Source organism: Dyella sp. (genome assembly GCF_036746095.1).
In the GTDB taxonomy this organism is placed as follows: Bacteria; Pseudomonadota; Gammaproteobacteria; order Xanthomonadales; family Rhodanobacteraceae; genus Dyella_B.
This window is the reverse complement of record NZ_DAIOEU010000007.1, coordinates 71750-97155: the sequence shown is the minus strand read 5'-3', so window position 1 is coordinate 97155 and position 25406 is coordinate 71750. Positions and strand designations below refer to the sequence as shown.

Genomic DNA, 25406 nt, shown 5'->3' with positions numbered 1-25406 from the left:
GAACCATGACCTTGTTCGACGAAGCTCCCTCGCCGGTGAACGGTATTCGCGTCGGCATTGGCGGCTGGACCTTTGCGCCGTGGCGCGACAATTTCTATCCGAAAGGGTTGGTGCAGCGGCGAGAACTGGAATACGCCAGCCGCAAGCTCACAGCGATCGAAATCAACGGCACGTACTACGGCACGCAGAAACCCGCGACGTATGCCAAGTGGGCCGCGGAAACGCCGGAAGGTTTCGTGTTCTCGGCCAAGGCGCCGATGCGCATCATGCAATCGCGCCAATTGCAGAAAACCGGGCCGCAGATCGAAGACTTTCTGGGTGGCATCGCCTCGCTCGGCAGTCGGCTCGGCCCGATCGTGTGGCAGTTCGACGCCGGCCAGCGCTTGCAGCGCGACAGCTTTGCGGCATTCCTCGATTTGCTGCCCAAGCAGATCGACGGCCGCACGCTGCGTCACGTGCTGGACGTACGCGACCGGGAATTCGTCGATGCCGATTACCTTGCGCTGGCCCGCCAGCATGGCATGGCGACGGTGTTCACCGATTCGCCGGACTATCCATCTTTTGCCGATATCACCGCGGATTTCGTCTACGCGCGGCTGATGCGTTCGCGCAGCGACGTGACGACGGGTTACGCAGGTGATGAGCTGGATGGCTGGACGAAACGTACGCACGCGTGGGCGGATGGAGAGCAGCCGGCGGATCTTCCCTATCTTGCTAAGGAACGCGCACCGCAGTGCAAGCGTGACGTCTTTGTTTTCTTCATCAGTGCTGCCAAAGAGCGCAACCCAGCAGCGGCGATGGCATTGATAGAGCGGCTAGGTACCAAATAGGTTGAGTTAGGACTTGATCCGCGGCAACCCAACAATCACCTAGCGCCGAGGCACCCGTCATGATGAAACTCTCCCAAGGGTCGTCATTGAAGGGTTGTGTTTCATGGCAACCTGCAAAAGCGCGCGTAGCGAACCTTCCCGCCGCACCTTCGGCTCCTTCGCCAACGCACGCACGCGCTCAAAGAACGACGGCCACTGACCGCCCGCTTGCTTGAACAACACCGCAAACGCCTGCTTCCATTGATCGTACAAACCAAACGGCAGCAACGTGGCGTTGTTGATCGGCTGCGCCACCCACTTGTCGTAACGATGATCGTTCGGCCAGTTCGCGTCGCGCCATGCGGCGTAGCGATTCCGGAAATCCTCGATCGCCCGTTGCTTCCCTTCCGCCATCGCCTGCTCGTCCACGCCGCTGGCGTAAAGTTTCTTCAGGCGTTCGCGCAGATCGAGCACCAGCTTGGTGAAGCCGTCATCCATCACCTGGTCGTGGTCGTCGCCGACCGGTTCACCACGCGCGTGATGCCACTCGCGCAGGCCTTCATTCTCGACAAACATGGCGTAGCTTTCGTTGAACGCCGTATCGCCTTTCACGTAGATTTTTTGATGCGCCAGCTCATGGAAAATCGTGCCGACCAGCTCGTCGTCATCCCAACGCATCATGCTGCTGAGAATGGGATCGGCAAACCAGCCCAGCGTCGAATAGGCCGACACGCCGCCGATATAGACGTCATCGCCTTTCGCGCGCAAACGTTCGACGCTTGCCCTCGCCTTCTGCTCGTCGAACCAGCCGCGGTACGCCACGCAACCGGCGATCGGAAAACACTGCGGCACCGCGTCCACCGAAAAGCGTGGCGTCGCGAAGACGTTCCACACCACATAGGGGCGATGCAACGACACGTAATAGGTGTAGCTGCGGTTGCGCGGCAGATCGAGCTGTTCGGAAGCGAATTGCCGCGCCTGCTGGGAAAGCTTCAAGCGCGCCGCCAGCTTGGGGTCCGTAGCCGGGTCGCCGATGACCTTGCTGACGGAACGGCGCTTGAGCAGCAAGGCGCTTTCGCCGTGCGTGACGTGCGCGTAGTAGCGCAGATCGGCACAAGCACCCAGGACGGCAACCACCATGATGCAGAGAGTCCATCGCGTGGCGGACAGAAAAATGCGGGGACGAATCATCCCCGCATTCTGGCAAAAGATTGGCGTTCAGTGCCCGTGGCCATGCCAGCCGCCGCCGTGGCCGCCGGACCAATGGCCGCCGCTGTGACCACCGCCATGCCAATTCCCGTGGCCGTCATGCCAATCTCCGCGGCCACCGCGCCAGCCATGATCACCATGCCCCCAATAACGGCCTCGGCCATACCAGCCGCCGTAACCGTAATAACCCACGCCACCGTAATAGCCGTAGGGATAGCCGTAATAGTCATACGGATAATCGTAGACAACGGCAGGAGCACTGCCGTAATACGCGTCGCCGGCGTAACCGTTGCCTCGCACGTAGCTATAGCCCGGGGCGACGTAACAGCCTGAAAGCAGGCTCATCAGGCCCGCCAGCATCACGCCGGCAAATACGCGTTTGACTGAGATGTTCATGGTGGGGACTCCATGCGCTTTACGGTTTGCAGCCTAGTCCTGCGGCAATAAATGCGCCCTGAGCAAAGCCACTCGGCGATGACAACCTTGATCGCACGTCTGGGCACGTCGCGTCATCCCAGCCATCTGCCGGGATGACGACCGGGTCGATCAGCTCTTGCCACCCTTGGCTTGATCGCCACGGGCATGTGAAAGGTGGTGCAAGGGGCCGCTGCCGGGATTGCCGCCGCCATGTTGTGCATGGCCGTTGACGGCACCGGGGTTCAACGTGGCACCGGGCCAATGGGGCCCTTGTTTCAAGCGCTCCTGCTTTGCCCGCAACAATGCCTGGATATGCGCGACGGCTTCTTCAGGGCTGAGATGCGAAGGTTCGGGGGCACGCGCTGCGGCAGGCTTGGGCGATACCTGCGCGGCTTTTTTCGGTGGCTTGGCTTTGGCAGGCGATGTCTTGGCGTTCGCTGTCCTTGGCTTGGCCGGCGCCGGCGATGCCGCCGCTTGCTTGGCCGTTTTCTTCACGACCGCTTTCTTGGCGGTTGCTTTCTTCACTGCTGTTTTCGCTGCCGGCTTGGTTGTCGCCTTCTTCGCCGTTTTCTTGACGGCAGGCTTTTTGGCGGCTTTTTTACTGGACGATGCCGATGTGCCGGCACGCTTCCTCTTGGCCGAATCCTTACCCTGGCTTGCCTTGCGAGCCGCGGACTTCTTCGCGGCAGACTTGCGCGTCGTTGCCATGCGTACGTACTCCAGCGGTGGTAGGTACGCCCATCATCGCGAAGTGCACGCGCCCGGCAAGTGCCAAAGGCTGGCTACATGCCGGGGCGCAGCAAGGCCGCAAGGAAGTGCGGCAATACCGGCGGATTGGCCAGCACCGTAAACACCACGCCGTAGGCCGCACCCCACAGATGGGCACTATGGTTGATGTTGTCGCGCCCCTGCCGATCCATGTAGATGGAATAACCCACATACAGCACGGCGTAGATGATCGCCGGCACGGGTATGAAGAACACCAGGATGCGCGTCCAGGGCGCATACAGAATGAAACCGAACAACACCGCGGACACCGCGCCGGACGCCCCCAGGCTGTGATAGTTCGTATTGCGGCGATTCTTCAAATAGGTCGGCAGGATCGACACGATCAATCCGCCCAGATAGAACAACGCAAAACCGAACGCACCCAAAGCGCCGTTGTAAACCGGCTCCATGATTCGGCCAAAGAAAAACAGCGTCATCATGTTGAACAGCAAATGCATGGGGTCGGCATGCAACAGGCCGTAGGTGACCAGCCGGTAATACTCGCGTTTACGCTCGATCGCGGGTGGCCACAGGATCAGATCGTCCACCAGGCGCCGGTTGTTGAAGGCCATGAAGGAGACGATGCAAGTAGCGGCGAGGATGATGAGCAGCGTAATCGGTATGGACATATGACGAATTGGACGAACTTCGGAATCCGCCCATCTTGACGTTCACGCACCCAGTTGTCGACCGCTAGAATGCACGGCCACCCCCGCTGCGCGCTTTTCCCAGCCGTATGACACCCATCCGCTACATGCACCTGGACGTTTTTGCCGCCAGTCCCGGCGGCGGCAATCACCTGGGGGTGGTCACCGACGCCAGCGGATGGAGCGATGCCGACATGCAGCGCTACGCCCATTGGACCGATCTGGTCGAAACGACCTTTCTATTGCCGCCCAGCGATGCCAAAGCCAGCTACCGCGTGCGCATTTTCACGCCCGATAAGGAAATCGCCTTCGCCGGCCACCCCAGCGTGGGCAGCGCGCATGCGGTGCTCGAATGCGGCCTGGCCGAACCGAAAGACGGCCTGCTGTGGCAGGAATGCGGCGCCAACGTGCTGCCGATTCGCGTCGAGGGCACAGGGCCGCAGCGCCTGCTGATGCTGCAATCACCTGACGCACGCGTCGTAAAAACCGGCCTGCATGCACATCCGCTATTGGCTGCCACGCTCGACAGCATTGGCTTGGGCAGGCTGCCGCCGGCACTGGTGGACGGCGGCCGTCGCTGGTGGCTGGCCGAATGCGTGGATGAAGCCAGCCTGCGTGCGTGGACACCCGACCATAGCGCCATCGGCGCACTTGCGATCGCCAGCGGCAGCATGGGCTTGTGCGCGTTTGCACGCAGCAGCCATCCGGATTACCGGCTGGTGGTACGCGCCTTTCCGTCTGGCGTCGGCATCGTCGAAGATCCTGCATCCGGTGCCGCCAATGGATTGATCGCCGCCTATATCGCGCACGCGGAACCCGGCGGCCCACTGGCGCGTGGTTATGCCGTCAGCCAGGGGCGCGAAATGGGACACGATGCGCAGCTGATTGCGCATATCGTGGATGGCACGATCTGGATTGGCGGGCGCACGAACACCGTCATCGACGGCACGCTGCATTGGAGTGCACGCCATCCGTAATCCCATGATTAGAACTAAGCGCGCCGGTCAAGATTCGCTCGACGCGCGGAGACTTGCGCCAGCGCGGCGAGATCCAATCCTTCGGCGCCATGGGCCACTGCTTCGATCAAACTGTCGCGCAGCACGCTTGCCAGCGGCATCGGCACCTTCTCCGCTTGCGCGGCATCCTGGGCCAGCATCACGTCCTTCAAGCCCAGCGGCAGCGCAAAACCCGGCGGCGTGAAGCGTTCCTCCGCCATCGCTTTGCCATACCCCTGGTACACCGGCGATGCGAACAAGGTACTGGTCATCAATTCAATAAAGTCGACCGCGCTCACGCCATAGGCGCGTGCGAGCACCGATGCCTCGGCCATGCTTTCGATCGCCGACACGATCATGAAATTGCCGGCCAGTTTCACCGCGTTCGCGCGCTCCGGGCTGTCGCCCATTGGCCATAGCTTTGCCGCCATGGTTTCGAGCAAGGGCCGCACTTTTTCGATGGCGCCGTGCGCGCCGGCCAGCAGCATGTTGAGCTTGCCTGCGGCTGCCACATCGGGACGGCCGAATACCGGCGCGGCGACGTAACCCAAGCTGCGCCTGGCATGTTCTTCGGCCAACTGCCTGGCGAGCGCGACGGAAATGGTGGCGTGGTTGACATGCACGGTGCCCGGATCCATCGCATCGAGCAGGCCGCCATCGAGGATCACCTCGCGCACGGCCTGGTCGTTCGCCAGCATGCTGTGCAGCACGTCAACCTGCGCCGCGCGATCCGGCGTGCTCATCACTTTGGCGCCCAGCGATTCCAGTTTCTGCATTGCCGCTTCCGAGCGGTTCCACACCAGCACCTGGTGGCCGGCCGCGACCAGGTTGCTGGCCATGGCGCTGCCCATGGCGCCGAGTCCGATAAAGCCGACTTTCATGGAGAATCTCCTGTGACAGATGCTTAGTGGAACATGGCAGATGTCCAACCGAAGCGAAGTTTCAAACCACTTCGCCGGCGGCATGCCCCGACGCCCAAGCCCATTGGAAGTTATAGCCGCCCAGCCAGCCGGTGACGTCGACCACTTCACCGATGAAATACAACCCGGGCACACGCTTGGACTGCATGGTCGCGGAAGAAAGCTCGTCCGTATCCACTCCGCCCAGTGTAACTTCCGCGGTGCGGTAGCCTTCCGTACCGCTGGCAACGATCGGCCAATCGTGCAATCGCACGCCTGTATCGTGCAGTTCGGCATCGCGATACTGGCGCATCGGCTTGCTGCCCAGCCATAGCTCGCACAGTCGCTGCGCCAACCGGCGCGGCAGCAGATCGCCCAGCACATTGCGCAGTTCCGCCGCCGGACGCGCAGCGCGCTGGGCCACCAGCCAGTCGCCGATGCCCTGCTCCGGCGACAAGTCGACACGCAACTCCTCGCCCGCCTGCCAATAGGAAGAAATCTGCAGCACGGCAGGCCCGCTGATGCCGCGATGGGTAAACAACAATCCTGCGCGAAAGCCTCGCTTACCCACCCGCGTCCCGGCCACCGGCAACGCCACGCCGGCCAGTTCCTGGTAATGCTCCAGATGCTTGCCGCTCAAGGTCAGCGGCACCAGGCCTGCGCGCGTCGGCAACACGTTGTGGCCGAACTGCCGTGCCAGCTCATAGCCGAATCCGCTCGCGCCCATGCTGGGAATTGAAAGGCCGCCGGTGGCGATCACCAGTGAATCGGCATGCACTTCGCCATGGGCCGTCATGACCGCAAAACCCTCGCCCGTTTCGCGAACCCGTTCCACCGCGCAACTGGTTTCGATGCGCACGCCTGCCACCGCGCATTCGTCCAGCAGCATGCGCACGATCAGCTTGGAGGATTCGTCGCAGAACAGCTGCCCCAGCTCTTTCTCGTGATAGGCAATGCGATGCTTTTCCACCAGCGCGATGAAATCCCATTGCGTATAGCGCGCCAGTGCCGATTTGCAGAAATGCGGATTGGCCGAGAGGTATTGCGCCGGCGTCACGCCCAGGTTGGTGAAATTGCAGCGCCCGCCGCCGGACATCAGGATTTTCTTGCCCGGCTTGTTCGCATGATCCAACAGCAGCACGCGGCGCCCGCGCTGGCCGGCGGTGATCGCACACATCAAGCCGGCGGCACCGGCGCCGATCACCAGAACGTCCACTTTCACGCGATCACCGCCCTTCTCATACGTCCGCCCATTATCCAATAAACTTGGCGCCTACCCTGCCACGGACTTAGACCATGCCTTCTTTCGACGTCATCTCCGAAGTCGACAAACACGAGTTGACCAATGGAGTCGACCAGGCCAATCGCGAATTGTCCAACCGCTTCGACTTCAAAGGCAGCGATGCGAAGTTCGAGCTGGACAAATCCGTGATCACGCAAAGCGCACCCAGCGAGTTCCAGTTGCAGCAGATGCTGGACATCCTGCGCGGTCGCCTGGCCGCGCGGAAGATCGACCTGCGCGCGCTCGACATCGCCGATCCGGAAGTGAACCTGGGCGGTGCGCGGCAGAAGATCACCGTGAAGCAAGGCATCGAGCAGCCGATCGCCAAGAAGCTGATCGCCACGCTGAAAGAAGCCAAGCTGAAAGTGGAAGCGCAGATCAATGGCGACAAATTGCGCGTGAGCGGCAAGAAGAAAGATGACCTGCAACTGGCGATGGCTGTATTGCGCAAGGCGGAGGTGGAGCTGCCGTTGCAGTTCGATAACTTCCGCGACTAAAAGCCACGGGTGGATGCAGACCCAACATAGCAATTCATGTTTCAGCCCCCGTGCATGGCTCGCCTCATGACCGTCATTCCCGCAAAAGCACATTGCTGTCCGGGGAAAATGAAGTTCTTCAGAAATGCGCGGGCATAGCACCCGGCATCGAAAATTTCCCATGGAAATTCAGTGCCATCAGCTCGTCATTCCAGCGAAAGCGGGAATCCAGGGCCTTTGCAGATTTTCAAGTCGCTGGATTCCCGCTTTCGCGGGAATGACGGCCGCGCGAGTTACGCCAAACCCGCGGCAATATTCACGCTGATCGCAATGATGAACACGTTGAAGAAAAACGCCACCACGCTGTGCAGCAGCGCCGTGCGGCGCAGCGTGCAGCTGGTGATCTGCACATCCGACACCTGGAAGCACATGCCGATCACGAAGGCGAAATACAGAAAATCCCAGTAATCGGGATGGATGGTGCCGGGAAATTCCAAGCCCTCGTGCTGCTTGCCGAAATCACCGTAGTACCCATGCGCATAGTGCAGCGCATACATGGTGTTCATGAACAACCATGACAGCACGATGCTGAGCGCGGCCACGGCCAGGGCCTGTGCGCCGCCACCCTTGGCCGCATGCAGTTCGGTGGACAACGCTACCAGCACCACCACCGATAGCGTGACGGCGACCCACAACGTACCGCGCCGCCCGGTATCCTGGCATTGCGCCTGCCTGGCCATGTGCTCGGCAGTGGCGCGATGAAACATGCGCGCCACCATGCTCAGATAGAGCAGCGCGCCGGCATCAAAGCCAAGCAGCAAGGCTGAAGCGGGTTTCGCGCCGGTCGTCAGCAGCGCAGCACAAACCGCCACGAACACGATGCTGGATATCGCCAGCCACGGACGCGCACGCACGAAGCGCACCGGCGCCCAGCGATGAAGCCTCGTGCGCTTTTCATGCAAGGTCGTATTCATGCGCGCAGATCGCCATAGGCCGGATGGCGTTCCATCCACACCTGCGCATAGCTGCACGCCGGCACCACTTTCCAGCCTTCGCGGCGCGCCGTATCGAGCGCGGTGCGCACCAGCTCGCTGGCGATGCCGCGTCCGCCAACCTGCTCGGGCACGCCGGTGTGGGTAATGGTCATCACTTGGCCATGCAGGTTGTAATCGAGCTCGCAGACATGGCCATCGACGGTGGTTTCAAACCGATGTGCTGCAGCGAGGTGCCGGATATCCAAAACCATGATGCGCTCCGCGGAAGTCGAAGGCGAAAGCATAGAATGCCGGCACTGCGACGGGGGAGATGCGCGGCATCAGGCAGCCACGACCTGCCCCGCCACCCGCTCGCGGCGCACCCGCACCGCCTTGGCCAGGCGATCGAGCACGTCCACGGTGGCATCCCAGCCGATGCAGCCGTCGGTAATGCTCTGCCCGTAGATGAGTTCGCAGCCCGGGGCCTGATCCTGGCGCCCGGCTACCAGGTGGCTTTCCACCATCACGCCATGGATGCGCGTTTCGCCGCCTTCGAGCTGTGCGGCGATGTCGGCCACCACGCGCGGCTGGTTTTCCGGCTGCTTGGCGCTGTTGGCATGGCTGGCATCGATCATCAGGCGTTCGGCGACGCCCGCTTTGGCCAGTGCGCTGCAGGCGCTGTCGACACTGGCGGCATCGTAGTTGGGCAGTTTGCCGCCGCGCAGAATCACGTGGCAATCCTCGTTGCCCGCCGTCGCGGCAATGGCCGTGCGCCCATGCTTGGTCACCGCCATGAAATGGTGCGGCCGCGCGGCCGCGAGCACGGCATCCACGGCAATTTTCACGTTGCCATCGGTGCCGTTCTTGAAGCCCACCGGACAGGACAGGCCGGAGGCGAGCTCGCGATGCGACTGGCTTTCGGTCGTGCGCGCGCCGATCGCGCCCCACGCCACCAGGTCGGCGATGTATTGCGGCGTGATCAGGTCGAGGAATTCGGTACCGGCCGGCAGGCCCAGCGCATTGATGTCGCACAGCAGGCGCCGTGCCAGGTGCAGGCCCTTGTCGATGTGATAACTCTCGTCCAGGTCCGGATCGTTGATCAGTCCTTTCCAACCTACCGTGGTGCGTGGTTTTTCGAAATACACGCGCATCACGATCTCCAGCGTATCGGCGTGCCGCGCGCGCTCGACGGCGAGGCGCCTGGCGTATTCCAGCGCGGCAGCCGGATCGTGGATCGAGCATGGGCCAATCACGACGGCAAGGCGATCGTCCTGGCCGTGCAGGATGCGGTGCAGCGCGTTGCGCGCGTCCGCTACGGTGGCGAGGGCCTCCTCGCTGGGCGTGCAATCCCGCATCACATCGGCGGGGGTGGGCACTTCCTTGATTTCGCGGATGCGAAGGTCGTCGGTACGGCTGGTCATGGCAATGTGTTCCTCAGTGATTTCCCGGCGACTGAATGAAAAAAGCCGCCAGGGTGGCTGGCGGCTTTTTGGAAAGTGGCTGATCTTGACTCGTTACGATCGCACACCATGCTCCGCCGCCGGCATCGGGTAGCCATACCAAAAGTAATAGCGGCTGGAGGTGGTGAGGATCATGGCGACCAGTGATACCACATCATTGCGGCGCTGCAAACTGAGGGAATGGACTATGGCCGGCCGCTACGATGCGGTACTGTCCCGCCGCCATCATCTTGTGGAGTTTTCCATGCCGCGTCCGCTCGCCTTCCTCGCCGCCGTCCTGCTCGCCCTGGGCGCCCTCGGCTCGCAGCCGGCCAGGGCCGACGACGTCCCGTCGATGGTGATCAAGGATGTGGTGGTGGGCACCGGCAACACCGCGCGCGACGATTCGGAGGTCCGCATCCAGTACACCGGCTGGCTGTACGACGCCAAGGCGCCCGACCACCATGGCGCGAAAATCGATAGTTCCTACGACAACGGCCGACCGCTCACCTTCTCCATCGGCGCGAACGAAGTCATCGAAGGCATGGAAAGCGGCGTGCGCGGCATGAAGGTGGGCGGCAAGCGCACCGTCATCGTTCCTTCCCGCATGGGTTACGGCCGGCGCGGCGCGGCGCCCGATGTGCCGGGCAACAGTGCGCTGGTGTTCGATATCGAACTGGTGGACGTTCGCTAAGCGTTGCGCAGGCGGGGATGAAATCCCGTTTTGTTGAGGTTCTCGATCCATGGATTTCCTCTCAGCCTACGGTGGCTTAGGAATCTTGGGCGGTAGGCGCCTGTGCCGAATGGCGGCATGATGGTCCGGCCATCACGTCGTACGTCCCCCCCGCCTGGAGGATTGCCCGATGAAGCGAATGCTGTGGTCGTTGATCGCCGCTGTTTTCACCCTGGTTCCAGCTGCCGCGTTTGCAGCACAGGGCTACACCGTAGCCACCGTGAACATGCTGGCCGGCCCGGACCCGCAATACCCGTTGATCTATACGCTCGATGCCGGCACGCCGGTGGACGTGCAAGGCTGCACCGACGGCTGGCAGTGGTGCGACGTGATCGCCGCCGGCAGCCGCGGCTGGATTGCCGGCCCGTATATCGAATACCTGTACAACGACCAGCCAGTGATCGTGACCGATTACGGCGCGCGCATCGGCATTCCGATCGTCACCTTTGCGATCGGCGCGTATTGGGGGCGTTACTACGTCAACCGGCCGTTCTATCGCGATCGCACCCGCTGGTATGGGCGACCCGTTCCCGTTCGACCCTATCCCGGCCCACGCCCGCCGATCCGGCCAATTCCCCGGCCACCGCACGACGGCAACCGGCCGGGTCCCGGCATACGCCCCCCGCCGAAGCCCGGTACGGGCGGACACGGTGGCAACTATGGGCCGCCGCCCCATGGCGGCAACCGCCCAGCACCATCGCCCACAGGCGGGCAAGGCGGAAATGTCGGCCCACGACCCGGTAGTAACGGCCAGCACGGTGGCAACGCCGGCACGCGGCCGGGCAATGGCCGCGGCCCGCAAAGCAATCGGCCGGCGCCGGCACCGCCGCCGCGCAATCCGTCTTCGCAGGGCAACAACGGCAACAACAACGGCGGCTGAGTTTTTATGACGCGGCCGGACCACTGGGCCTGCGTTCAAAAACTCGGCAACCCAGGTTGCGTCAGTTGCGGACGGTCGCCGGCAAGCGCCTGTGCCTTGCTTCGATACTTCTCCCACGCCGGCATCTGGCCCAGCGCGCGATACACGCAGGCTTCCGCCCACGCAGCTCGCCAATCCAGCTCGCTCCAGCTTGAAAGCCGGCCACTGATCGCCACTGCCTGATCGATGTTGCCCGCGCTCACCAGAGCCAGGGCGTACGATTGCCCGACACTGACGATAAGGTCAGGCACACCGAGCTTGTCCGCCACGGCCATGGCGAGCTTGAGCTGTTCGAACGCTTGCTGGCGGTTCCCTTCGCTCCATGCTCCCGCGGCCGTGGCGCGCATGACGTAAAGCGCAAGCCACTCATCCTGCTCCATCAACGGCGCGGCCCAGGCTTTCATGGCGGCAACCGCGCGCTGCACGTCATCGGCACGACCGGCGCGCAACAGGATGTTGATCTGGACAAGCCAGGCCTGCGCAACATTGCGCTTGTCATCGTCCTGCTTGAGCGCCGTGCCATCCATCGCCTTCCCTATCCACGCCAACGCTGCCTGGGTTTGTCCACGTTCCAACGCAAGCTTCGCCAGCAAAGCTTGCGTCGATGCGCGCTGTGCCGGATCGTCGCCTGGCTTGAATTGCCCAAGCAGTTGTTCGAGCACCGTACTCGCCTCGGCGGTGCGTCCGTTGTCGGCCAACGCGACGGCGCGCAGGATCACCAACGCATTGCGCACATAGTTGTCGCAAAACTGCATGTTCTTCTGTTCGAACGGCCAATACAGCTCGGTCGTCGCCAGTTCGTCGGGAAATTGCAGCAACATCTTGTGCGAATACGTCAGTCCTTGCAGCGGCATCGACAACAGCTCGCGCATGCCCATGCGCTGAAAATGCTCGTACGCCTGTTGCAGCAACGTCAGCGCCTGCGCGAATTGCCCGCGTTGCATCGCAATTTCAGCCATCGATACATCTACCTTCGACTGGCCCACGGTGTCGCCCGCCAAGGTGTAATTGACGCGGGCAAGGCCCAGGTCCATCGCCGCCCTGTCCAGCTTGGCGTCAAAGAACTCCAGATGCGATCGGTCGAGGTAGGCGGTCGCCAGGGACTCGACATCCTTCTGCCCTTGCAACAGGCGAAGCGCTTCGCTCAATGCCGTTTCGCCCTGTGCATACTGATGCTTGCGGTAATAGCTGTACCACAGGCTGGTCAGCACCTTGGCGCGCAGCACACGCTTGTCGGCGGGCAATTGCTTCAGCAGATCATTGAACGCCTGTTCGCAACGCTCAACCTCGCCCGCATTGCAATGGAAATCCGCTTCCGCGTAAGCAAACTCGGGCGTGCGGCGCAGATCGGGCGGCGCCTGGGCAATCAGCGATTGTGCAAGTTCCGGATGGCCGGCCAGCTGGGCCGCCTCGATGCGCAATAGATATTGCTGTTGCGTATCGCCGCCATGGCGTTCGGGGCCGGCGCCATAGCCGAGCTGCGCCAGCAGCAGATCGCCCGCCGCATGCGCCGCGTCAAGCACATCGGCGGACGAGGACTCCACCTGCCAGGCCTGCCCGTCGCGGCTTTTCGCATCCAGATGCACGTGCCAGGTATGGGCAACCAGCGTCACACGCGGACTGATGACCAGTGCGAACGACGCCAGGTCGGCGCGTCCTTTATCAGCCTGGTTCAGCAGATTGAGCACGTATTGGCTGTTTTCGGTAGGCACCTTCCCCGTGCGCAGCTGGTTGGAGATCAAATCCATCAGGCCGATCTGCAGCCACTTCCAATCGTCCGGGCCGTTCACCGTGGCGGGCAGCACGAGCGCGGAACGGTGATCGAATTGCAACGCGGACTGCGCAGCCTTGGCGCCGTGAAACTGCGTTCCCCAATACATCGTCGCCAGCGCAACCGTAAACAGCAAAGCCGCCAGCAACGCGGGACGCACCCGCTTCGCACGTTGCGCCGAACCGTTGCTCTCAGCAATGGCAGGCGCTGCAACCCTCGGCTGGGCTTGCGTTGAAGGCAGCGCAGAAGCCTGCACGACTACCGATGTATCCAGCATCCAGCGATAGCCCACGCGCGGTACCGTCTTGATGCAGGATTGCTCGTTGCCCGCATCAACCATCGCGCGCCGCAAGCGCACGATGGTTTGCGCAAGCAGGTTGTCGCTGACGTCGGCGCGTCCCCACACGGCGGAAATCAGCTCGTCCTTGCCGACCGGACGCGCCCGGTTCTCGATCAAATACACCAGGCAATCGAATGCACTGGCCGGCAAGGAGACCGGCGCACCGTTGCGAGTCAATTCCCGTGCAAGAGGATCAAGGCGGCAATCGTCAAAGCAATAAACTGGATTCCCCATGCGGAAATTTTATCATCCAGGTTTGTGTAGCCGTTATTTCAAACAGTCAGGATGCGCACTGCGTAAAGTTTTGCTTGCCTGGCAAATAACGCAACAGCGGTCGGCAGATATCGCAATGTCGATTGCGTTCGACGTGCCTGTCACTTGCTTTGCTTTGCCTGCGAATCTTTTTTGCGTGCTCGGACGTCCTGATCTCATCACACGTGGCCAGCCCCATCCCATTCTGGTTTGCGTTCTGGCGTATGCGCCGGAACGACACGCGAAGACACATGTAGAGTGAGCGGATGCGAACCCCGACAGCCCTTCCTTGGGCGCCGCGTCAGGCTTCGCCTCCATCTACGTTTAGGAGCTGCAGGACAGCATCGAACAACCTGCACGATGCTTCGCCCACTCCGGCCGCTTCTGCGCAAACGGCCCGCGGCCCGGCTGTTCCTCGTACGGATGCCGCAATACATCGAGCAGCGAATGAATGCCTTCGTAATCACCCTGCATGGCGCGATCGATCGCTTCCTGCGCCAGATAATTGCGCAGCACATAGCAGGGGTTGGCAGTGTTCATGCACTGCGCGCGCTGTTCCGGTGCCCACGCATCTTCTCGCGCACGCCTGGCGTAGTCGTCGAGCCAGCGCAGGAAATCAGCTTCCACCGCGTCGTGGTTGGCATCGTCGTAGAACGCATGCCGCAATGGCTGCAGTTGCGGCGTGTGGAGATCGACATGGCTGAGCGCACGGAAGAACAACGTCATGTCCACTTCTGCTTGATGCATCAGCTGCTGCAGCGTTTCCATGCGTGTGACGTCGTCGTCGCGGCACGCCATCAGCCCGAGCTTGGCGGCGATATCCCGGCGTGTCTGCAAGCTGTATTCGGCCACGTAGCGATCCAGGCCTGCCTGCAAGGGTGCGATGTCACCGAACAACGGCGCAATCGCTGCGGCGAGACGGCTGAGATTCCACCACGCCACGTTCGGCTGCTGGCCGAAGCGATAGCGGCGGCGCATGGCATCAGTGGTGTTGGGCGTCCAGTCCGGATCGAAATCGTCGACCCAGCCGTAGGGACCGTAATCGATGGTGAGACCGAGTATCGACATGTTGTCGGTATTCATCACGCCATGCACGAAACCCACGCGCATCCAGTGCGCGACCATCGTTGCCGTGCGCGCGCACACCTCGGCAAACCAGTCGGCGTACAAGGTTTCGCCCTCGCCGTGCAGATGCGGGAAATCCCTGCGGATCGTGAAGTCGACCAGCTGGCGCAGCAGCTCGATCTCGCCGCGCGACGCCGGCAGCTCGAAATGCCCGAAGCGAATGAACGACGGCGCCACGCGGCAGACGATCGCGCCGGGTTCGTCCTGCGGGTGGCCGTCGTAGAACATGTCGCGCTCCACCATGTCGCCCGTCACCACCAGGCTGAGTGCGCGCGTGGTAGGCGCGCCGAGATGATGCATGGCTTCGCTGCAAAGGAATTCACGGATCGACGAGCGCAATACCGCGCGTCCGTCTGCTCCGCGCGAATATGGCGTGCTGCCTGCGCCTTTGAGTTGCAGTTCCCAGCGCCTGCCTTGCGTCGCTACGACTTCGCCCAAGGAAATGGCGCGTCCGTCGCCGAGTTGTCCCGCCCACACGCCAAACTGGTGCCCGCCGTAATTGGAGGCCCACGGCTGCATGCCTTCGAGCATGCCGTTGCCGCCGAACACTTGCGCGAAGAACGGGCTGGCGATGTCAGCCTCCGAGAAGCCCAGCTCCGTCGCCATCTCCGGCGACCAGGCGACGGTGCGCGGTGCCGACACGGGGCTCGGATCGACATGGGAGTACAAGGCACCCGCGACCTGGCGCGCGCCACGGCCACGGTCGGGATCGCCCGGCAATTCACGGATGAAAGCGTTATCGAAGTTGAGTGGCGTAAGCATCATGTAAGTGTATATCCGGCCGTGACCAAGCTTGTGCAAGGCAACAAAATTGCGAGCAACTGCACGTTCTTCACATCACCTATACATGCGCGGTTAAAGCTTGGTACAGTTTGCCCGCGGCTACGCAGGGGTAGCCGGTGGAGTAAAAAAACTATGCACATGCTTCTTGCTCGTTCCGCCCTCGTACGCGGAATGCAGCTGGTAGCAGGGATGCTTTCAAACCACGCACAGGACAATCACAAGCACGCCGTCGGCGACGCGCTTGCGGAGCTCAAGCTGGTTTCCTGGACCTCCAACGCACGGTCGCGGCGCGAAGACGAGCTGGCCCGCATTCACGAGATGCAAGCCAAGCCTTAAGGCAACACTGAATAAGTATCCGCCGTCGTCACCAGCCCTGTCTGTTCGCAGGCCACAGGGTCGGCGCCGAAGGCAGACTGGCGCATCGTCGAGACGGGGACCTGCGGCATGCGGACAGACAGGGCTGGCCCCAACAGGTTGAATTCAAAGTGATGGGGTGATGTCTGGAAGGCCCGCAGGCTGCGCCGCGCGGCTTGGCAAGACGGCCAGTCTTCCCGGCGCCACGCAACACACCCTGCGAGCCTTCCAGACATCATGACGACGGCGATACTTATTCAGTGTTGCCTTAGATGACAGTCCCGGCAGCTCATGCGGCTGCCGGTTCGAAGATGCGCTCGATGTCATCCGCACCAAGCTGGCGCCATGCACCCGGCGGCAAGCTTTCCAACTGCAATTGCCCCACTGTCGTGCGCTGCAAGGCTTCGACGTGGTTGCCAGTGGCGGCGAACATCCGGCGCACCTGGTGGTAACGCCCTTCGGTAATCGACAGCCGCACATGCCGCGGCGCCAGCACGTCCAGTTTTGCCGGCAACAAGGGCGTGGTTTCCGCTTCCAGCATCAGCGTGCCGCTGGCGAATAACGCCTGTTCGTCGCCGCGCAGATCCTGCGCCAGCGTGGCTTCATACACCTTGGTGATGTTCGCGCGCGGCGAGATGATCCGGTGCAACAGCGCGCCGTCGTCCGTGATGAGCAGCAAGCCCGAGGTGTCGCGATCCAGCCGGCCAACCGTGGAAAGCGCAGGACTGCGCTGGCGATAACGCGGCGGCAGCAGGTCGTACACCACGCGGCCCGGATCCTTGCGCGAGCACGTCACGCCAAGCGGTTTGTGCAGCATCAGCAGGATGCCGGCCGGCGGATCGAGCGGTTCGCCATCGATGCGGATCTGCGCGTGCCCCGCCTTGTCATCAGCGTACAGCACCTCGCCATCGGGACTGGTGATGCGTCCCTCGCGGAACATCCATGCGACATCTTTGCGGCTGCCATAGCCTAGATTGGCGATCAGCTTGACCAGCCTCATATGCGTACACCTTCAATCACTTTGAAACCATCCTGCGTGGCCACGTTGCGCACATGTTCGAAGTGCGTCGCGAGCGTTGCTTCGTAGGGCAGGTGCCGGTTGGCCACCAGCCACAAGCGTCCGTGCGGCAGCAGCGCATGTGCGGCCTGCGTGATAAAGGCACGGCCCAGGTCCGGCAAGTCCGCCCTGCCCTGGTGGAACGGCGGATTGCACACCACGGCGTCGTAGCGCCGCTCGACGCCCTGCGTCACGTCGTACCAATACAGCTCGAAGGCAAGCTCGCGTGGGTGCTCGCGCAGGGCGCGTTCGAGATTCAGCCGCGCGGGCTCCAGCGCGCGCGCTTCGGCCTCGTAGAGATCCAATGCGGTGACGTGTGGGCAACGCGCGACGATCTGCGTGGCGAGATAGCCGTAGCCCGCGCCGAAGTCGGCGACGCGGCCGTGCAAGTCTTCCGGCAGATGTTCCGCGAGCAAGGCCGAGGCGGTATCCACGCGATCCCAGGCGAACAGGCCGGGGCGGCTGATGTAACCGGCGGTGTTTGCGCACGGGCGATCCAAATCCAACCACGCGTCGAGCAGCGCTTCATCGCGAGAAGTGTTGGACGTGCCCCAGAACACGCGGCATTTGTGCTTGGACAGATGGCTCACGCCACCGAGCAGGGCCGCGAGGTCGGCCTGCGCGGATTTCGCGCCCTCCGCATTCGGCACGCACGCCACCACCACGCCACCGCCTTCGGCATGACGCGCCGCCTTGGCGAACCAGGCACGCGCTTCGTCGCGCTGCCGCGGCGGTAACACCAGCACCAGCTTGAAGCGCGCCTCGGTATCGGCCTCGCCTACTTTGTAGCCGCTGCGTACCAGCGCATCGGCAAATGGCCTGAAGCCTTGTTCGCACAGCCAGGTCCGTTGCGCGACTTCACGCAGGCGCAAACCGTCGCGCGCGCGCAGGAACAGCACGTTGCCGTCGGCAGGCAGCTGCAGCAAGCCATCCGAAAAAGGCAGGAAGAGCGCATCGAGCGCCGCTTCAGGCGCGGAGGCATGGAAGCCGGGCGTGGTCAAACGGAGTGTCCGGTGGAAATGAGGCGCGTAGTTTAATGCGCGCACATCGAAGCGCCCGGATGCGCTAACCGTCGCCATCGACCTGCTCCCTCTCCCCGCAGGGGGAGAGGGAGCAAAAACTCAGCTATTGCGCCCCAAGCGCGCAATCCACCGATACATCGCAAACGTCACCGCCACAAAGGCGATGGTGCCGATCCACACCGAGGCGTTCTCGAAGCTGTCGCCCACCAGTGCGAGCGGCGCTGGCTTGCCGGAGAACACCACAATGGCCGCCACCACCACGCCGATGATGCTTTCGCCCACGATCAGGCCGGAGGCGAGCAACACGCCGAGCTGCTTGGTGGCTTCGGCCTTCGGCGTGCGATCGGCGCGCTTGTCGAAATACCAGCCGACGATGGCGCCGACCACGATCATCAAGGTGGTGGACGTCGGCAGATACATGCCCAGACCGACGGCGAGCGGCGGCAGGCGCACGGATTTGGTCGTGCCCGCGAGAATCGCATCCAGCACGATCAGGCCCGCACCGATGACGGCACCGATGATGATCAGGCTCCAGTCGATATTGTTCTGGATCACGCCCTGCGCCAGCGCCGAGATCAAGCCGGCCTGCGGCGCCGGCAATGCATGCGCGGGATTCACGCCCGGCGCGCCGAGGAAGCCATAGGCTTCGTTCAGCAGTCCCAGCACCGGCGGAATCACCACCGCGCCGGCGATCACGCCGATCACCAGCGCCACCTGCTGGCGCCACGGCGTGGCGTTCACCAGCTGGCCGGTCTTCAGATCCTGCAGGTTGTTGTTGGCGATCGCCGCCACGGCGAACACCACCGAGGTAATGAACAACGCAAAGGCCACCAGCGCCTTGCCCGAATCGACCGGCAGGTCGGACTTCACGCCCGCCACCAGCAGCAGCGCCGCGATGATCACCACCAGGATGCCGATGCCGGAGAGAGGACTGTTGGACGAACCGATCAGGCCCGCCATGTAACCGCACACGGTGGACACCAGGAAGCTCAGGATCAGCACGAACAGCACGCCGCCGATCACCAGCAGCGTGGTGTGCGAAGCCAGTCCGCTGACCACGCTGAAGTGTCCCAGCAGATACGCCACCGGGATCATGCACAACAGCACGATCACGCCGACGATGCCGATCGGCATGTCGCGCTCGGTCAGCGGCAGCGTGTCGCCCTTGCCCGCCTTGCGCACGCGCGAGGCGGCCATCGCCGAGGCGAGGCCGCTGACCACCGGCTTGACCAGCTTGAGCAAGGTCCAGATGGCGGCCACGCCGATCGTGCCGGCGCCGACGAAGCGCACGTATTTGCTCCAGATGCCTTGCGCGACATCCGCGACGTCACCTGCAGCCGGATGCAGCAGGCTGAAATGCGGCACCGCCCAGCCCCAGCTGATGATGGCGCCGACCAGCATCGCGATGCCCACCCACAGGCCGACCAGGTGCCCCACCGCAAACAGCGCGAACGAGAGCGAAAAGTCGTAGCCGCTGGATGCGCCGCGATCGCCGATGCGGAAGTATTGCGCAAGATCCGAGGCGAACAGCTTGGTCTGCACCACCACGTAGAACAGCGCCGAGACGACCGAGCCGACCACCACCGCCTTGAGGCCCGCGCTGCCGCCTTCCACCGCAGCCGAATCGGAGGCTTCCACCTCTTCGCCGGAACCCACCTTCAACACCTCGGCGCAGGCCACGCCTTCCGGATACGGCAGGTCCGAATCGGTGACCAGCGCGCGGCGCAGCGGGATCGTATACATCACGCCGAGAATGCCGCCCGCCGCGCAGATGCCGAATGACACCCAGAACGGAAAGCCGGTCCACCAGCCCACGATGATCAGGCCCGGCAGCACGAAGATGATCGACGAAAGCGTGCCGGCCGCCGAGGCGACGGTCTGCACGATGTTGTTTTCCTGGATCGTCGCGTCCTTCATCGCGCGCAGGATGGCCATCGAGATCACCGCCGCGGGAATCGAGGTGGCGAAGGTCAGGCCGGCCTTGAGGCCGAAGAACACGTTGGCCGCCGTGAACACCAGCGTGATCACAATGCCGATGATCAGGCCGCGTACGGTCAGTTCGGCGCGTTCCGCACCGGGTCGGGGTACTGCATTCACGGGTGGTCTCCCCAGGATGTCCAGCGCGGAAGATTAGCGTGGATCGCTCTGAGGTTGTTGCCGCGCTGCAGTGCGTTGCTCCCCTCTCCCATCGGGAGAGGGGCTGGAGGTGAGGGCTCGGGCGAAGCGCCATGCCAACTCATCGCAAGCCTTCATCTATTGCACGCTGATCGTACCCTCGCCCCCCTCCCCATCGGAGAAGGGCATGCTCTACTCGGCGATTCAACGCGCCACTTTGCGAATGTCCCCACGCATCTGCGCGGCGATATCTTCCGCGCCGTCGGCCAGCAGCTTGGGCAATGCCTGCGCATACGCCTGATCACCCACGCCACCCGCCACCGATGCGGACGGCTGCGTCTTGTAGTCGTGATCGGTCTCAAAACCATGCGCCCACAGCGAGCAATGCAAGCCCAGCTCCATCGCGACGTTGCCGGGCGACTTGTCTTCATGGACGCGCAGGCTGGTGGTCAGCCCGTTGCAGGTCACCACCAGGTCCTGCACATAGTTGGCGGCCAGCTGTGCGCCAAGCTGCGATTGCACGGCTGTCGCCAGATCCGGCGACGGTTCCAGCGTAAGTTTGTGGTCCAGTCCACGCACTTCGAGCTTGTCCGCGCCGCCGGTCACGGTGAGCCAAGGCGTCGTGCCCGGCTTCACCAGATCGCTGAGCGGTGCGGCTTGGTGCACATTCTGCCCGCCGCAAGCAGCCAGCAGCGCCGTGGTGGCAAGCACCAGAAAACGTTTCATATGTAACCCCTGTGTCCCCAAAATCAGCGCCGAATTTAATGCAGCGCAGCAACTGCTTCAATCTTTAGTCGCCCAGAACCGTGACCCATGCCTTTGGGCACAATGCCGCAGGCGCGTGCTTGGCTACCCTTGCCGGATTTCATGCACTTGAAGGAAGCCTCGTGCGCAAGACCCTGCCATCCGCCCTGCTCGCCGCGCTGCTCGTTGCCGTGGTGCCTATCGTTCATGCCGCCGACGATGCCAAGGCTGCATCCACCCAAGATGGCGCCGATGCGTTCCATCTGCCGCCACTGCCGGCCGATGCGCACGTGGGCCAGTCCGTCGACGTCGACGGACGTACGCTGAAATACACCGTCACCGTCGGCAAGCTGCCGGTGCGCGACGAGAAAGGCACGATCACCGGGCAGGTGGTGTTCACCGCTTACACGATGCCAGGCAAGCATCGACCGGTGACCTTTGCCCTCAATGGTGGTCCGGGCGCTTCGTCGGTCTACCTCAATTTCGGCGCGATCGGCCCCAAGCGGGTGAATTTCGGCGTGGACGGCGCCAACCCTTCCGATCCTGCCGTGCTGCATGACAATCCCGGCACCTGGCTCGGCTTCACCGACCTGGTCTTCATCGATCCGATCGGCACCGGCTACAGCCGCGCGCTGGTGCCGCAGGACAAGGCCACCAAGCTGTTCTACAGCACCGACAGCGACATCACCTATCTCTCGCGCATCATCTACGACTGGCTGGTGAAGAACGGCCGCATGGAATCGCGCAAATACCTGGTGGGCGAAAGCTACGGCGGCTTCCGTGGGCCGCGCATCACCGAATACCTGCAGACCCAGCTGGGCGTGGCGATGAACGGCGTGGTGCTGCTGTCGCCGTACCTCGACGCTGCCGCGTCCGACAACGACAACGTGTCGCCGCTGCCGTGGATGCTCACCCTGCCCTCCATCGCCGCCGCGCATCTGGAGCGCGAGCACCGGCTGACCGCCGATGCGATGGCACCGATCATCGACTACACGCGCGGTGATTACGCCGTCACCCTGATGCGGGGCCACACCGACCCGGCCGCCACCGACGCGATGATCAAGAAGGTGACCGAACTCACCGGCCTCGATCCGGTGTTCGTCAAACGTTCCGGTGGACGCATCGAAACGCAGGCTTACCTACGCGAGGTGTATCGCAGCGAAGGCAAGCTCGGCAGCCGCTACGACTCCAACGTCACCGCATGGGACCCGTTCCCGTATGCGCCGCACCAGGTGGGCGGCGACCCGATCCTCAACGGCATCATCGCGCCGACCACCACCGCGATGGTCAACTTCGTCACGCAAACCGTGGGCTGGAAATACGACGGCCGCTACAGCGCGCTGAGCTATGACGTGAACAAGGCCTGGCACGACGACGATGACGCCAACGAAGGCTCGGTGAAACAGCTGCGCGAAGCCGTCGCCAACGATCCCAACCTGCGCGTGCTGATTGCACACGGCTGGGACGATCTGTCCTGTCCCTTCATGGCTTCCGTGCTGATCGTGGACCAGATGCCGGACATGGGCGATCCCACGCGCGTACAGGTCAAGGAATATCCCGGCGGCCACATGTTCTACACGCGGCCGAGCAGCCAGGCGGCGTTCCTGCAAGACGTCAAGGCGATGTACGGCGCGCGCTGATCAGCGTGTTTCCGGGTCCACGCCTGGGTGACGCTCACGCCATGCTGCCAAAGCATGGCGATAGTGCTGCCGCGCTTCCTCATACAAGTCGAAGATGCAGGGATCGCAACCGTTGCCGCAGCAATCGCCGGCATCGGGCTCGATCGGTGGGCGCGGTGGCGGATCGTCGTGCAGGATATTTTCGGTTGGGGAAGATGTGTCGTTCATGTGCAAGCGGAAATCAGACATCATCAACATGGTAGCCCGCCGCCGTGGCATCAAGCGCAGCGGTGAATCGTCGTTTTCATAGAGGGAATGCACCGATGCATCACGTTCCATTTCGCCCAGGCCGCTGGATGGCCGCGCTTGCGCTGTCGTTGCTATGTGCAGCGAACAGCGCTGCCGCGGCAGGCACTTCACCGTACCGCGTCGTCGGCTACGCCACCGGCTGGGAACCGGCGCAGACCAAGGACGTCGGCAAGATCGACACGCTGATCTTCGCCTTTGCGCAGTTCAAGGATGGCCGCGTCAGCCTTGATGACAAGCATGCGGCGGGCTTGCAGAAGCTGCTCGCGCTCAAGGCCGACAACCCCAAGCTCAAGGTGGACGTGTCGGTAGGCGGCTGGACCACCGGCGGCTTTTCCGAAGCCGCCAGCACGGCCGAAGGGCGCCAGCTGTTCGCCGACACCGCCGCGCACATGCTCTCCAGCCAGCATGCCGATGGCCTCGACGTGGATTGGGAATATCCCGGCCACCACGAGTCGGGCATCAAATCCAGCCCCGACGATAAGGCCAACTTCACCTTGCTGCTGAAAGCCGTCCGCGACAGCCTCGACCGCATCGGTAAAACGGATGGCAAGCACTACACCCTGAGCGTGGCGATTGCCGATGGCCCGTTCGTCAGCGACATCGACATTCCAGCGATCAATCCATTGCTGGATTGGTTCAACTTGATGACCTACGACTTCGTCAACGCGAACACGCCAACGACAGGTCATCACACCGGCCTGCACGCCTCGCCGCTGATTCAGGGCGACGGCCGCACCACCGACCGCGCCGCGCAGCAGTTCCTTGCCGCCGGCGTGCCGCCGCAGAAATTGCTGATTGGCGCAGCGATGTATGGCCGCGAATTCGCGGACGTGAAACCCGAGCACGATGGCCTGTATCAGACCTACGGGCATTTCCAGGACATGGTTCCGTGGCCGGTGTTGAAGCAGCACTTCATCGACAAGCAAGGCTACGTGCGCCACTGGGACAAGGTTGCGCAGGCGCCGTGGCTATGGAACGCGAAGACGCGCAGCTTCATTACTTATGACGATCCGCAGTCGATGGCGGCGAAGGCGGCTTACGTGAAAGCGGAGCATCTGGGCGGGATCATGTATTGGGAGCAGACGACGGATCCGACGGATGAATTGCTGGATGCGATTTGGAAAGGATTGAGTCGCTAAAACATGCTTCAATGGCCGTCATTCCCGCGAAAGCGCACTGCTGTCCGGAGAAATTTTCTCCCGTCCTTGCAGGAAAGCTAAAACAACGTCATTCCAGCGAAAGCTGGAATCCAGCGACTTGAAAATCTGCAAAGGCACTGGATTCCAGCTTTCGCTGGAATGACGAGCTGTGGCACTGAATTTCCATGGAGAATTTTCGACGCTGGGTGCCATGCCCGCGCATTTCTGGAGAACTTCATTTTGCCCGGACAGTAGTGCGCTTTCGCGGGGATGACGGCCATGTGGTTATCCGATGAACATCAACCCGGCTTGCGGAACCGATACATGAATTGATCCGTATGCCCCTGGATCGATTTGTCGAACACCTTGATCGTATGCGGATCATTCGGATTGCGCAGCGCACCGCTTTCGCCGGCAAACACGAAACCCGCCGATTCCACCTGCTTCTTCACGATCGCCGGATCGATGCGATGCAAGGTATCCGTATCCGCCATGCCTGATCCCGCCGGCGCCACGTGATCGATCACGATGAACAAGCCACCGGGCTTGAGCGCGTTGTAGACCTGCTTGTCGAATGCCACCATATCCACCTTACCCATGAACTTGTCCGGGTAATCGTGATAGTTCTGCGAGGTGAACACGATATCCACCGGCTCGGGCACGCTCAGCTGCGCGGCTGGCTGCTTGAGTATGCTCACGTTCGAATAATGTGGATCGGCCACCAGCTTCTGGAATGGCGGGAATTCGTCACCATCGACCTTGACGTACTCATCGGGCCAGAGCGCGTAGACATGGCCTTTCGCGCCAACGATATTGCTGAACACGCGCGTGAAATAACCGCTGCCGGGGATCAGTTCCAATACTTTTTCGCCCGGTTTCACTTCGCTGAAAACCATCACGTCAGTGATCTTGCGGCGCGCATCGTTGCTGGTGTCCTGCCCGCGTGCCGGATCGGCCACCGCGGCACGAACATAGGGCGGTACGTACTGCAGAGCATGCATATGATTCGCTTGCGGTGTCTGTGCCAGCAGGGTAGCCCCTGGCACAGCCAATGCCGCAAGCAGTACAACGGATATCGAACGCATGACGATCTCCTGAGGGTTGGGAAGCCCGTGGATTGTGCTCCCCGCTCACAAGTGCCGCCTAGGTGACTTGTGGCCCATTCGCTGGGCCAGGGATGCATGCCGGGCGGGTGGAACAGATCAGAGT

The 25406-nt window shown here is 62.5% G+C and carries 26 protein-coding genes; 8 read left to right on the top strand and 18 right to left on the bottom strand.

What is annotated here, in order from left to right; all coding sequences use genetic code 11:
* Window positions 1-5 precede the first annotated feature (5 nt).
* The gene (locus tag V7M64_RS05425) at window positions 6-830 is read left to right on the top strand and encodes a DUF72 domain-containing protein (RefSeq protein WP_333677595.1); all 825 of its coding nucleotides are present in this window, start codon (window positions 6-8) and stop codon (window positions 828-830) included.
* Between the two features lie 57 nt (window positions 831-887).
* Here the strand turns inward: V7M64_RS05425 and V7M64_RS05420 are convergent, their stop codons facing one another.
* The 4 genes from V7M64_RS05420 to V7M64_RS05405 all read right to left on the bottom strand — a co-directional run bounded on the left by V7M64_RS05420 (window position 888) and on the right by V7M64_RS05405 (window position 3832).
* Window positions 888-1949 (bottom strand): aminopeptidase, encoded by a 1062-nt coding sequence (locus V7M64_RS05420; RefSeq protein WP_333677593.1) that lies wholly within the window; start codon window positions 1947-1949, stop codon window positions 888-890.
* Between the two features lie 78 nt (window positions 1950-2027).
* Window positions 2028-2414 (bottom strand): hypothetical protein, encoded by a 387-nt coding sequence (locus V7M64_RS05415; protein WP_333677592.1) that lies wholly within the window; start codon window positions 2412-2414, stop codon window positions 2028-2030.
* Between the two features lie 150 nt (window positions 2415-2564).
* On the bottom strand, window positions 2565-3143 hold the full coding sequence (locus V7M64_RS05410; protein ID WP_333677591.1) for a hypothetical protein: 579 nt from the start codon (window positions 3141-3143) through the stop codon (window positions 2565-2567).
* Between the two features lie 74 nt (window positions 3144-3217).
* Window positions 3218-3832, bottom strand: coding sequence for a rhomboid family intramembrane serine protease (locus tag V7M64_RS05405; protein ID WP_333677589.1), 615 nt, complete (start codon window positions 3830-3832; stop codon window positions 3218-3220).
* A gap of 107 nt (window positions 3833-3939) precedes the next feature.
* Here V7M64_RS05405 and V7M64_RS05400 point away from each other — a divergent pair, with 107 nt between their 5' ends.
* Window positions 3940-4827 carry a PhzF family phenazine biosynthesis protein gene (locus V7M64_RS05400; protein ID WP_333677587.1) on the top strand — a complete coding sequence of 296 codons (888 nt, stop codon included), beginning with the start codon at window positions 3940-3942 and terminating at the stop codon, window positions 4825-4827.
* 14 nt (window positions 4828-4841) lie between these two features.
* Here the strand turns inward: V7M64_RS05400 and V7M64_RS05395 are convergent, their stop codons facing one another.
* The gene (locus V7M64_RS05395) at window positions 4842-5726 is read right to left on the bottom strand and encodes an NAD(P)-dependent oxidoreductase (RefSeq protein ID WP_333677585.1); all 885 of its coding nucleotides are present in this window, start codon (window positions 5724-5726) and stop codon (window positions 4842-4844) included.
* A gap of 61 nt (window positions 5727-5787) precedes the next feature.
* Window positions 5788-6966: an NAD(P)/FAD-dependent oxidoreductase gene (locus V7M64_RS05390; RefSeq protein WP_333677584.1), complete on the bottom strand. Its 1179-nt coding sequence runs from the start codon at window positions 6964-6966 to the stop codon at window positions 5788-5790.
* Window positions 6967-7040: 74 nt separating this feature from the next.
* Here V7M64_RS05390 and V7M64_RS05385 point away from each other — a divergent pair, with 74 nt between their 5' ends.
* Window positions 7041-7523, top strand: a complete 483-nt coding sequence (locus tag V7M64_RS05385; RefSeq protein WP_333677583.1) for a YajQ family cyclic di-GMP-binding protein — start codon at window positions 7041-7043, stop codon at window positions 7521-7523.
* 272 nt (window positions 7524-7795) lie between these two features.
* Here the strand turns inward: V7M64_RS05385 and V7M64_RS05380 are convergent, their stop codons facing one another.
* The 3 genes from V7M64_RS05380 to V7M64_RS05370 all read right to left on the bottom strand — a co-directional run bounded on the left by V7M64_RS05380 (window position 7796) and on the right by V7M64_RS05370 (window position 9897).
* Window positions 7796-8476: a DUF1345 domain-containing protein gene (locus tag V7M64_RS05380; RefSeq protein WP_333677582.1), complete on the bottom strand. Its 681-nt coding sequence runs from the start codon at window positions 8474-8476 to the stop codon at window positions 7796-7798.
* Entirely contained in the window at window positions 8473-8748 is a 276-nt protein-coding gene (locus tag V7M64_RS05375) for a GNAT family N-acetyltransferase (RefSeq protein ID WP_333677581.1), read from the bottom strand. The genes V7M64_RS05380 and V7M64_RS05375 overlap by 4 nt, the downstream gene beginning before the upstream one ends.
* Before the next feature lie 69 nt (window positions 8749-8817).
* A complete protein-coding gene (locus V7M64_RS05370) occupies window positions 8818-9897 on the bottom strand; it encodes a 3-deoxy-7-phosphoheptulonate synthase (protein WP_333677580.1) in 1080 nt (359 codons plus the stop codon).
* Between the two features lie 226 nt (window positions 9898-10123).
* Between V7M64_RS05370 and V7M64_RS05365 the strand changes: the two genes are divergently transcribed.
* A complete protein-coding gene (locus V7M64_RS05365; RefSeq protein ID WP_333677579.1) occupies window positions 10124-10609 on the top strand; it encodes an FKBP-type peptidyl-prolyl cis-trans isomerase in 486 nt (161 codons plus the stop codon).
* 169 nt (window positions 10610-10778) lie between these two features.
* Window positions 10779-11528: an SH3 domain-containing protein gene (locus V7M64_RS05360; protein ID WP_333677578.1), complete on the top strand. Its 750-nt coding sequence runs from the start codon at window positions 10779-10781 to the stop codon at window positions 11526-11528.
* A gap of 35 nt (window positions 11529-11563) precedes the next feature.
* On the opposite strand, the gene V7M64_RS05355 is transcribed toward V7M64_RS05360, so the two are convergent.
* Together V7M64_RS05355 and V7M64_RS05350 are read right to left on the bottom strand one after the other, a co-directional pair.
* Entirely contained in the window at window positions 11564-13855 is a 2292-nt protein-coding gene (locus V7M64_RS05355; RefSeq protein ID WP_333677577.1) for a winged helix-turn-helix domain-containing protein, read from the bottom strand.
* Window positions 13856-14254: 399 nt separating this feature from the next.
* Window positions 14255-15820 (bottom strand): protein adenylyltransferase SelO family protein, encoded by a 1566-nt coding sequence (locus V7M64_RS05350; protein WP_333677576.1) that lies wholly within the window; start codon window positions 15818-15820, stop codon window positions 14255-14257.
* A gap of 207 nt (window positions 15821-16027) precedes the next feature.
* Between V7M64_RS05350 and V7M64_RS05345 the strand changes: the two genes are divergently transcribed.
* The gene (locus V7M64_RS05345) at window positions 16028-16174 is read left to right on the top strand and encodes a hypothetical protein (protein WP_333677575.1); all 147 of its coding nucleotides are present in this window, start codon (window positions 16028-16030) and stop codon (window positions 16172-16174) included.
* A 307-nt stretch (window positions 16175-16481) separates the two neighbouring features.
* Here the strand turns inward: V7M64_RS05345 and V7M64_RS05340 are convergent, their stop codons facing one another.
* The 4 genes from V7M64_RS05340 to V7M64_RS05325 all read right to left on the bottom strand — a co-directional run bounded on the left by V7M64_RS05340 (window position 16482) and on the right by V7M64_RS05325 (window position 21112).
* A complete protein-coding gene (locus V7M64_RS05340; RefSeq protein ID WP_333677573.1) occupies window positions 16482-17192 on the bottom strand; it encodes a pseudouridine synthase in 711 nt (236 codons plus the stop codon).
* Window positions 17189-18250, bottom strand: a complete 1062-nt coding sequence (locus tag V7M64_RS05335) for a class I SAM-dependent methyltransferase (RefSeq protein ID WP_333677572.1) — start codon at window positions 18248-18250, stop codon at window positions 17189-17191. The genes V7M64_RS05340 and V7M64_RS05335 overlap by 4 nt, the downstream gene beginning before the upstream one ends.
* A 120-nt stretch (window positions 18251-18370) precedes the next feature.
* Window positions 18371-20368, bottom strand: coding sequence for an oligopeptide transporter, OPT family (locus V7M64_RS05330; protein WP_333677570.1), 1998 nt, complete (start codon window positions 20366-20368; stop codon window positions 18371-18373).
* Between the two features lie 222 nt (window positions 20369-20590).
* Window positions 20591-21112, bottom strand: coding sequence for a hypothetical protein (locus tag V7M64_RS05325; protein ID WP_333677569.1), 522 nt, complete (start codon window positions 21110-21112; stop codon window positions 20591-20593).
* Between the two features lie 161 nt (window positions 21113-21273).
* Between V7M64_RS05325 and V7M64_RS05320 the strand changes: the two genes are divergently transcribed.
* Window positions 21274-22770, top strand: coding sequence for a peptidase S10 (locus V7M64_RS05320; protein ID WP_333677568.1), 1497 nt, complete (start codon window positions 21274-21276; stop codon window positions 22768-22770).
* Here V7M64_RS05320 and V7M64_RS05315 read toward each other — a convergent pair whose 3' ends face one another.
* Window positions 22771-22977, bottom strand: coding sequence for an oxidoreductase-like domain-containing protein (locus tag V7M64_RS05315; protein ID WP_333677639.1), 207 nt, complete (start codon window positions 22975-22977; stop codon window positions 22771-22773).
* 95 nt (window positions 22978-23072) lie between these two features.
* On the opposite strand from V7M64_RS05315, the gene V7M64_RS05310 reads away from it, so the two are divergent.
* Entirely contained in the window at window positions 23073-24197 is a 1125-nt protein-coding gene (locus V7M64_RS05310) for a glycoside hydrolase family 18 protein (RefSeq protein ID WP_333677567.1), read from the top strand.
* A gap of 18 nt (window positions 24198-24215) precedes the next feature.
* Here the strand turns inward: V7M64_RS05310 and V7M64_RS05305 are convergent, their stop codons facing one another.
* Window positions 24216-24410 carry a hypothetical protein gene (locus V7M64_RS05305; protein ID WP_333677565.1) on the bottom strand — a complete coding sequence of 65 codons (195 nt, stop codon included), beginning with the start codon at window positions 24408-24410 and terminating at the stop codon, window positions 24216-24218.
* Between the two features lie 86 nt (window positions 24411-24496).
* Entirely contained in the window at window positions 24497-25282 is a 786-nt protein-coding gene (locus V7M64_RS05300; protein WP_333677563.1) for a methyltransferase, read from the bottom strand.
* Window positions 25283-25406 lie beyond the last annotated feature (124 nt).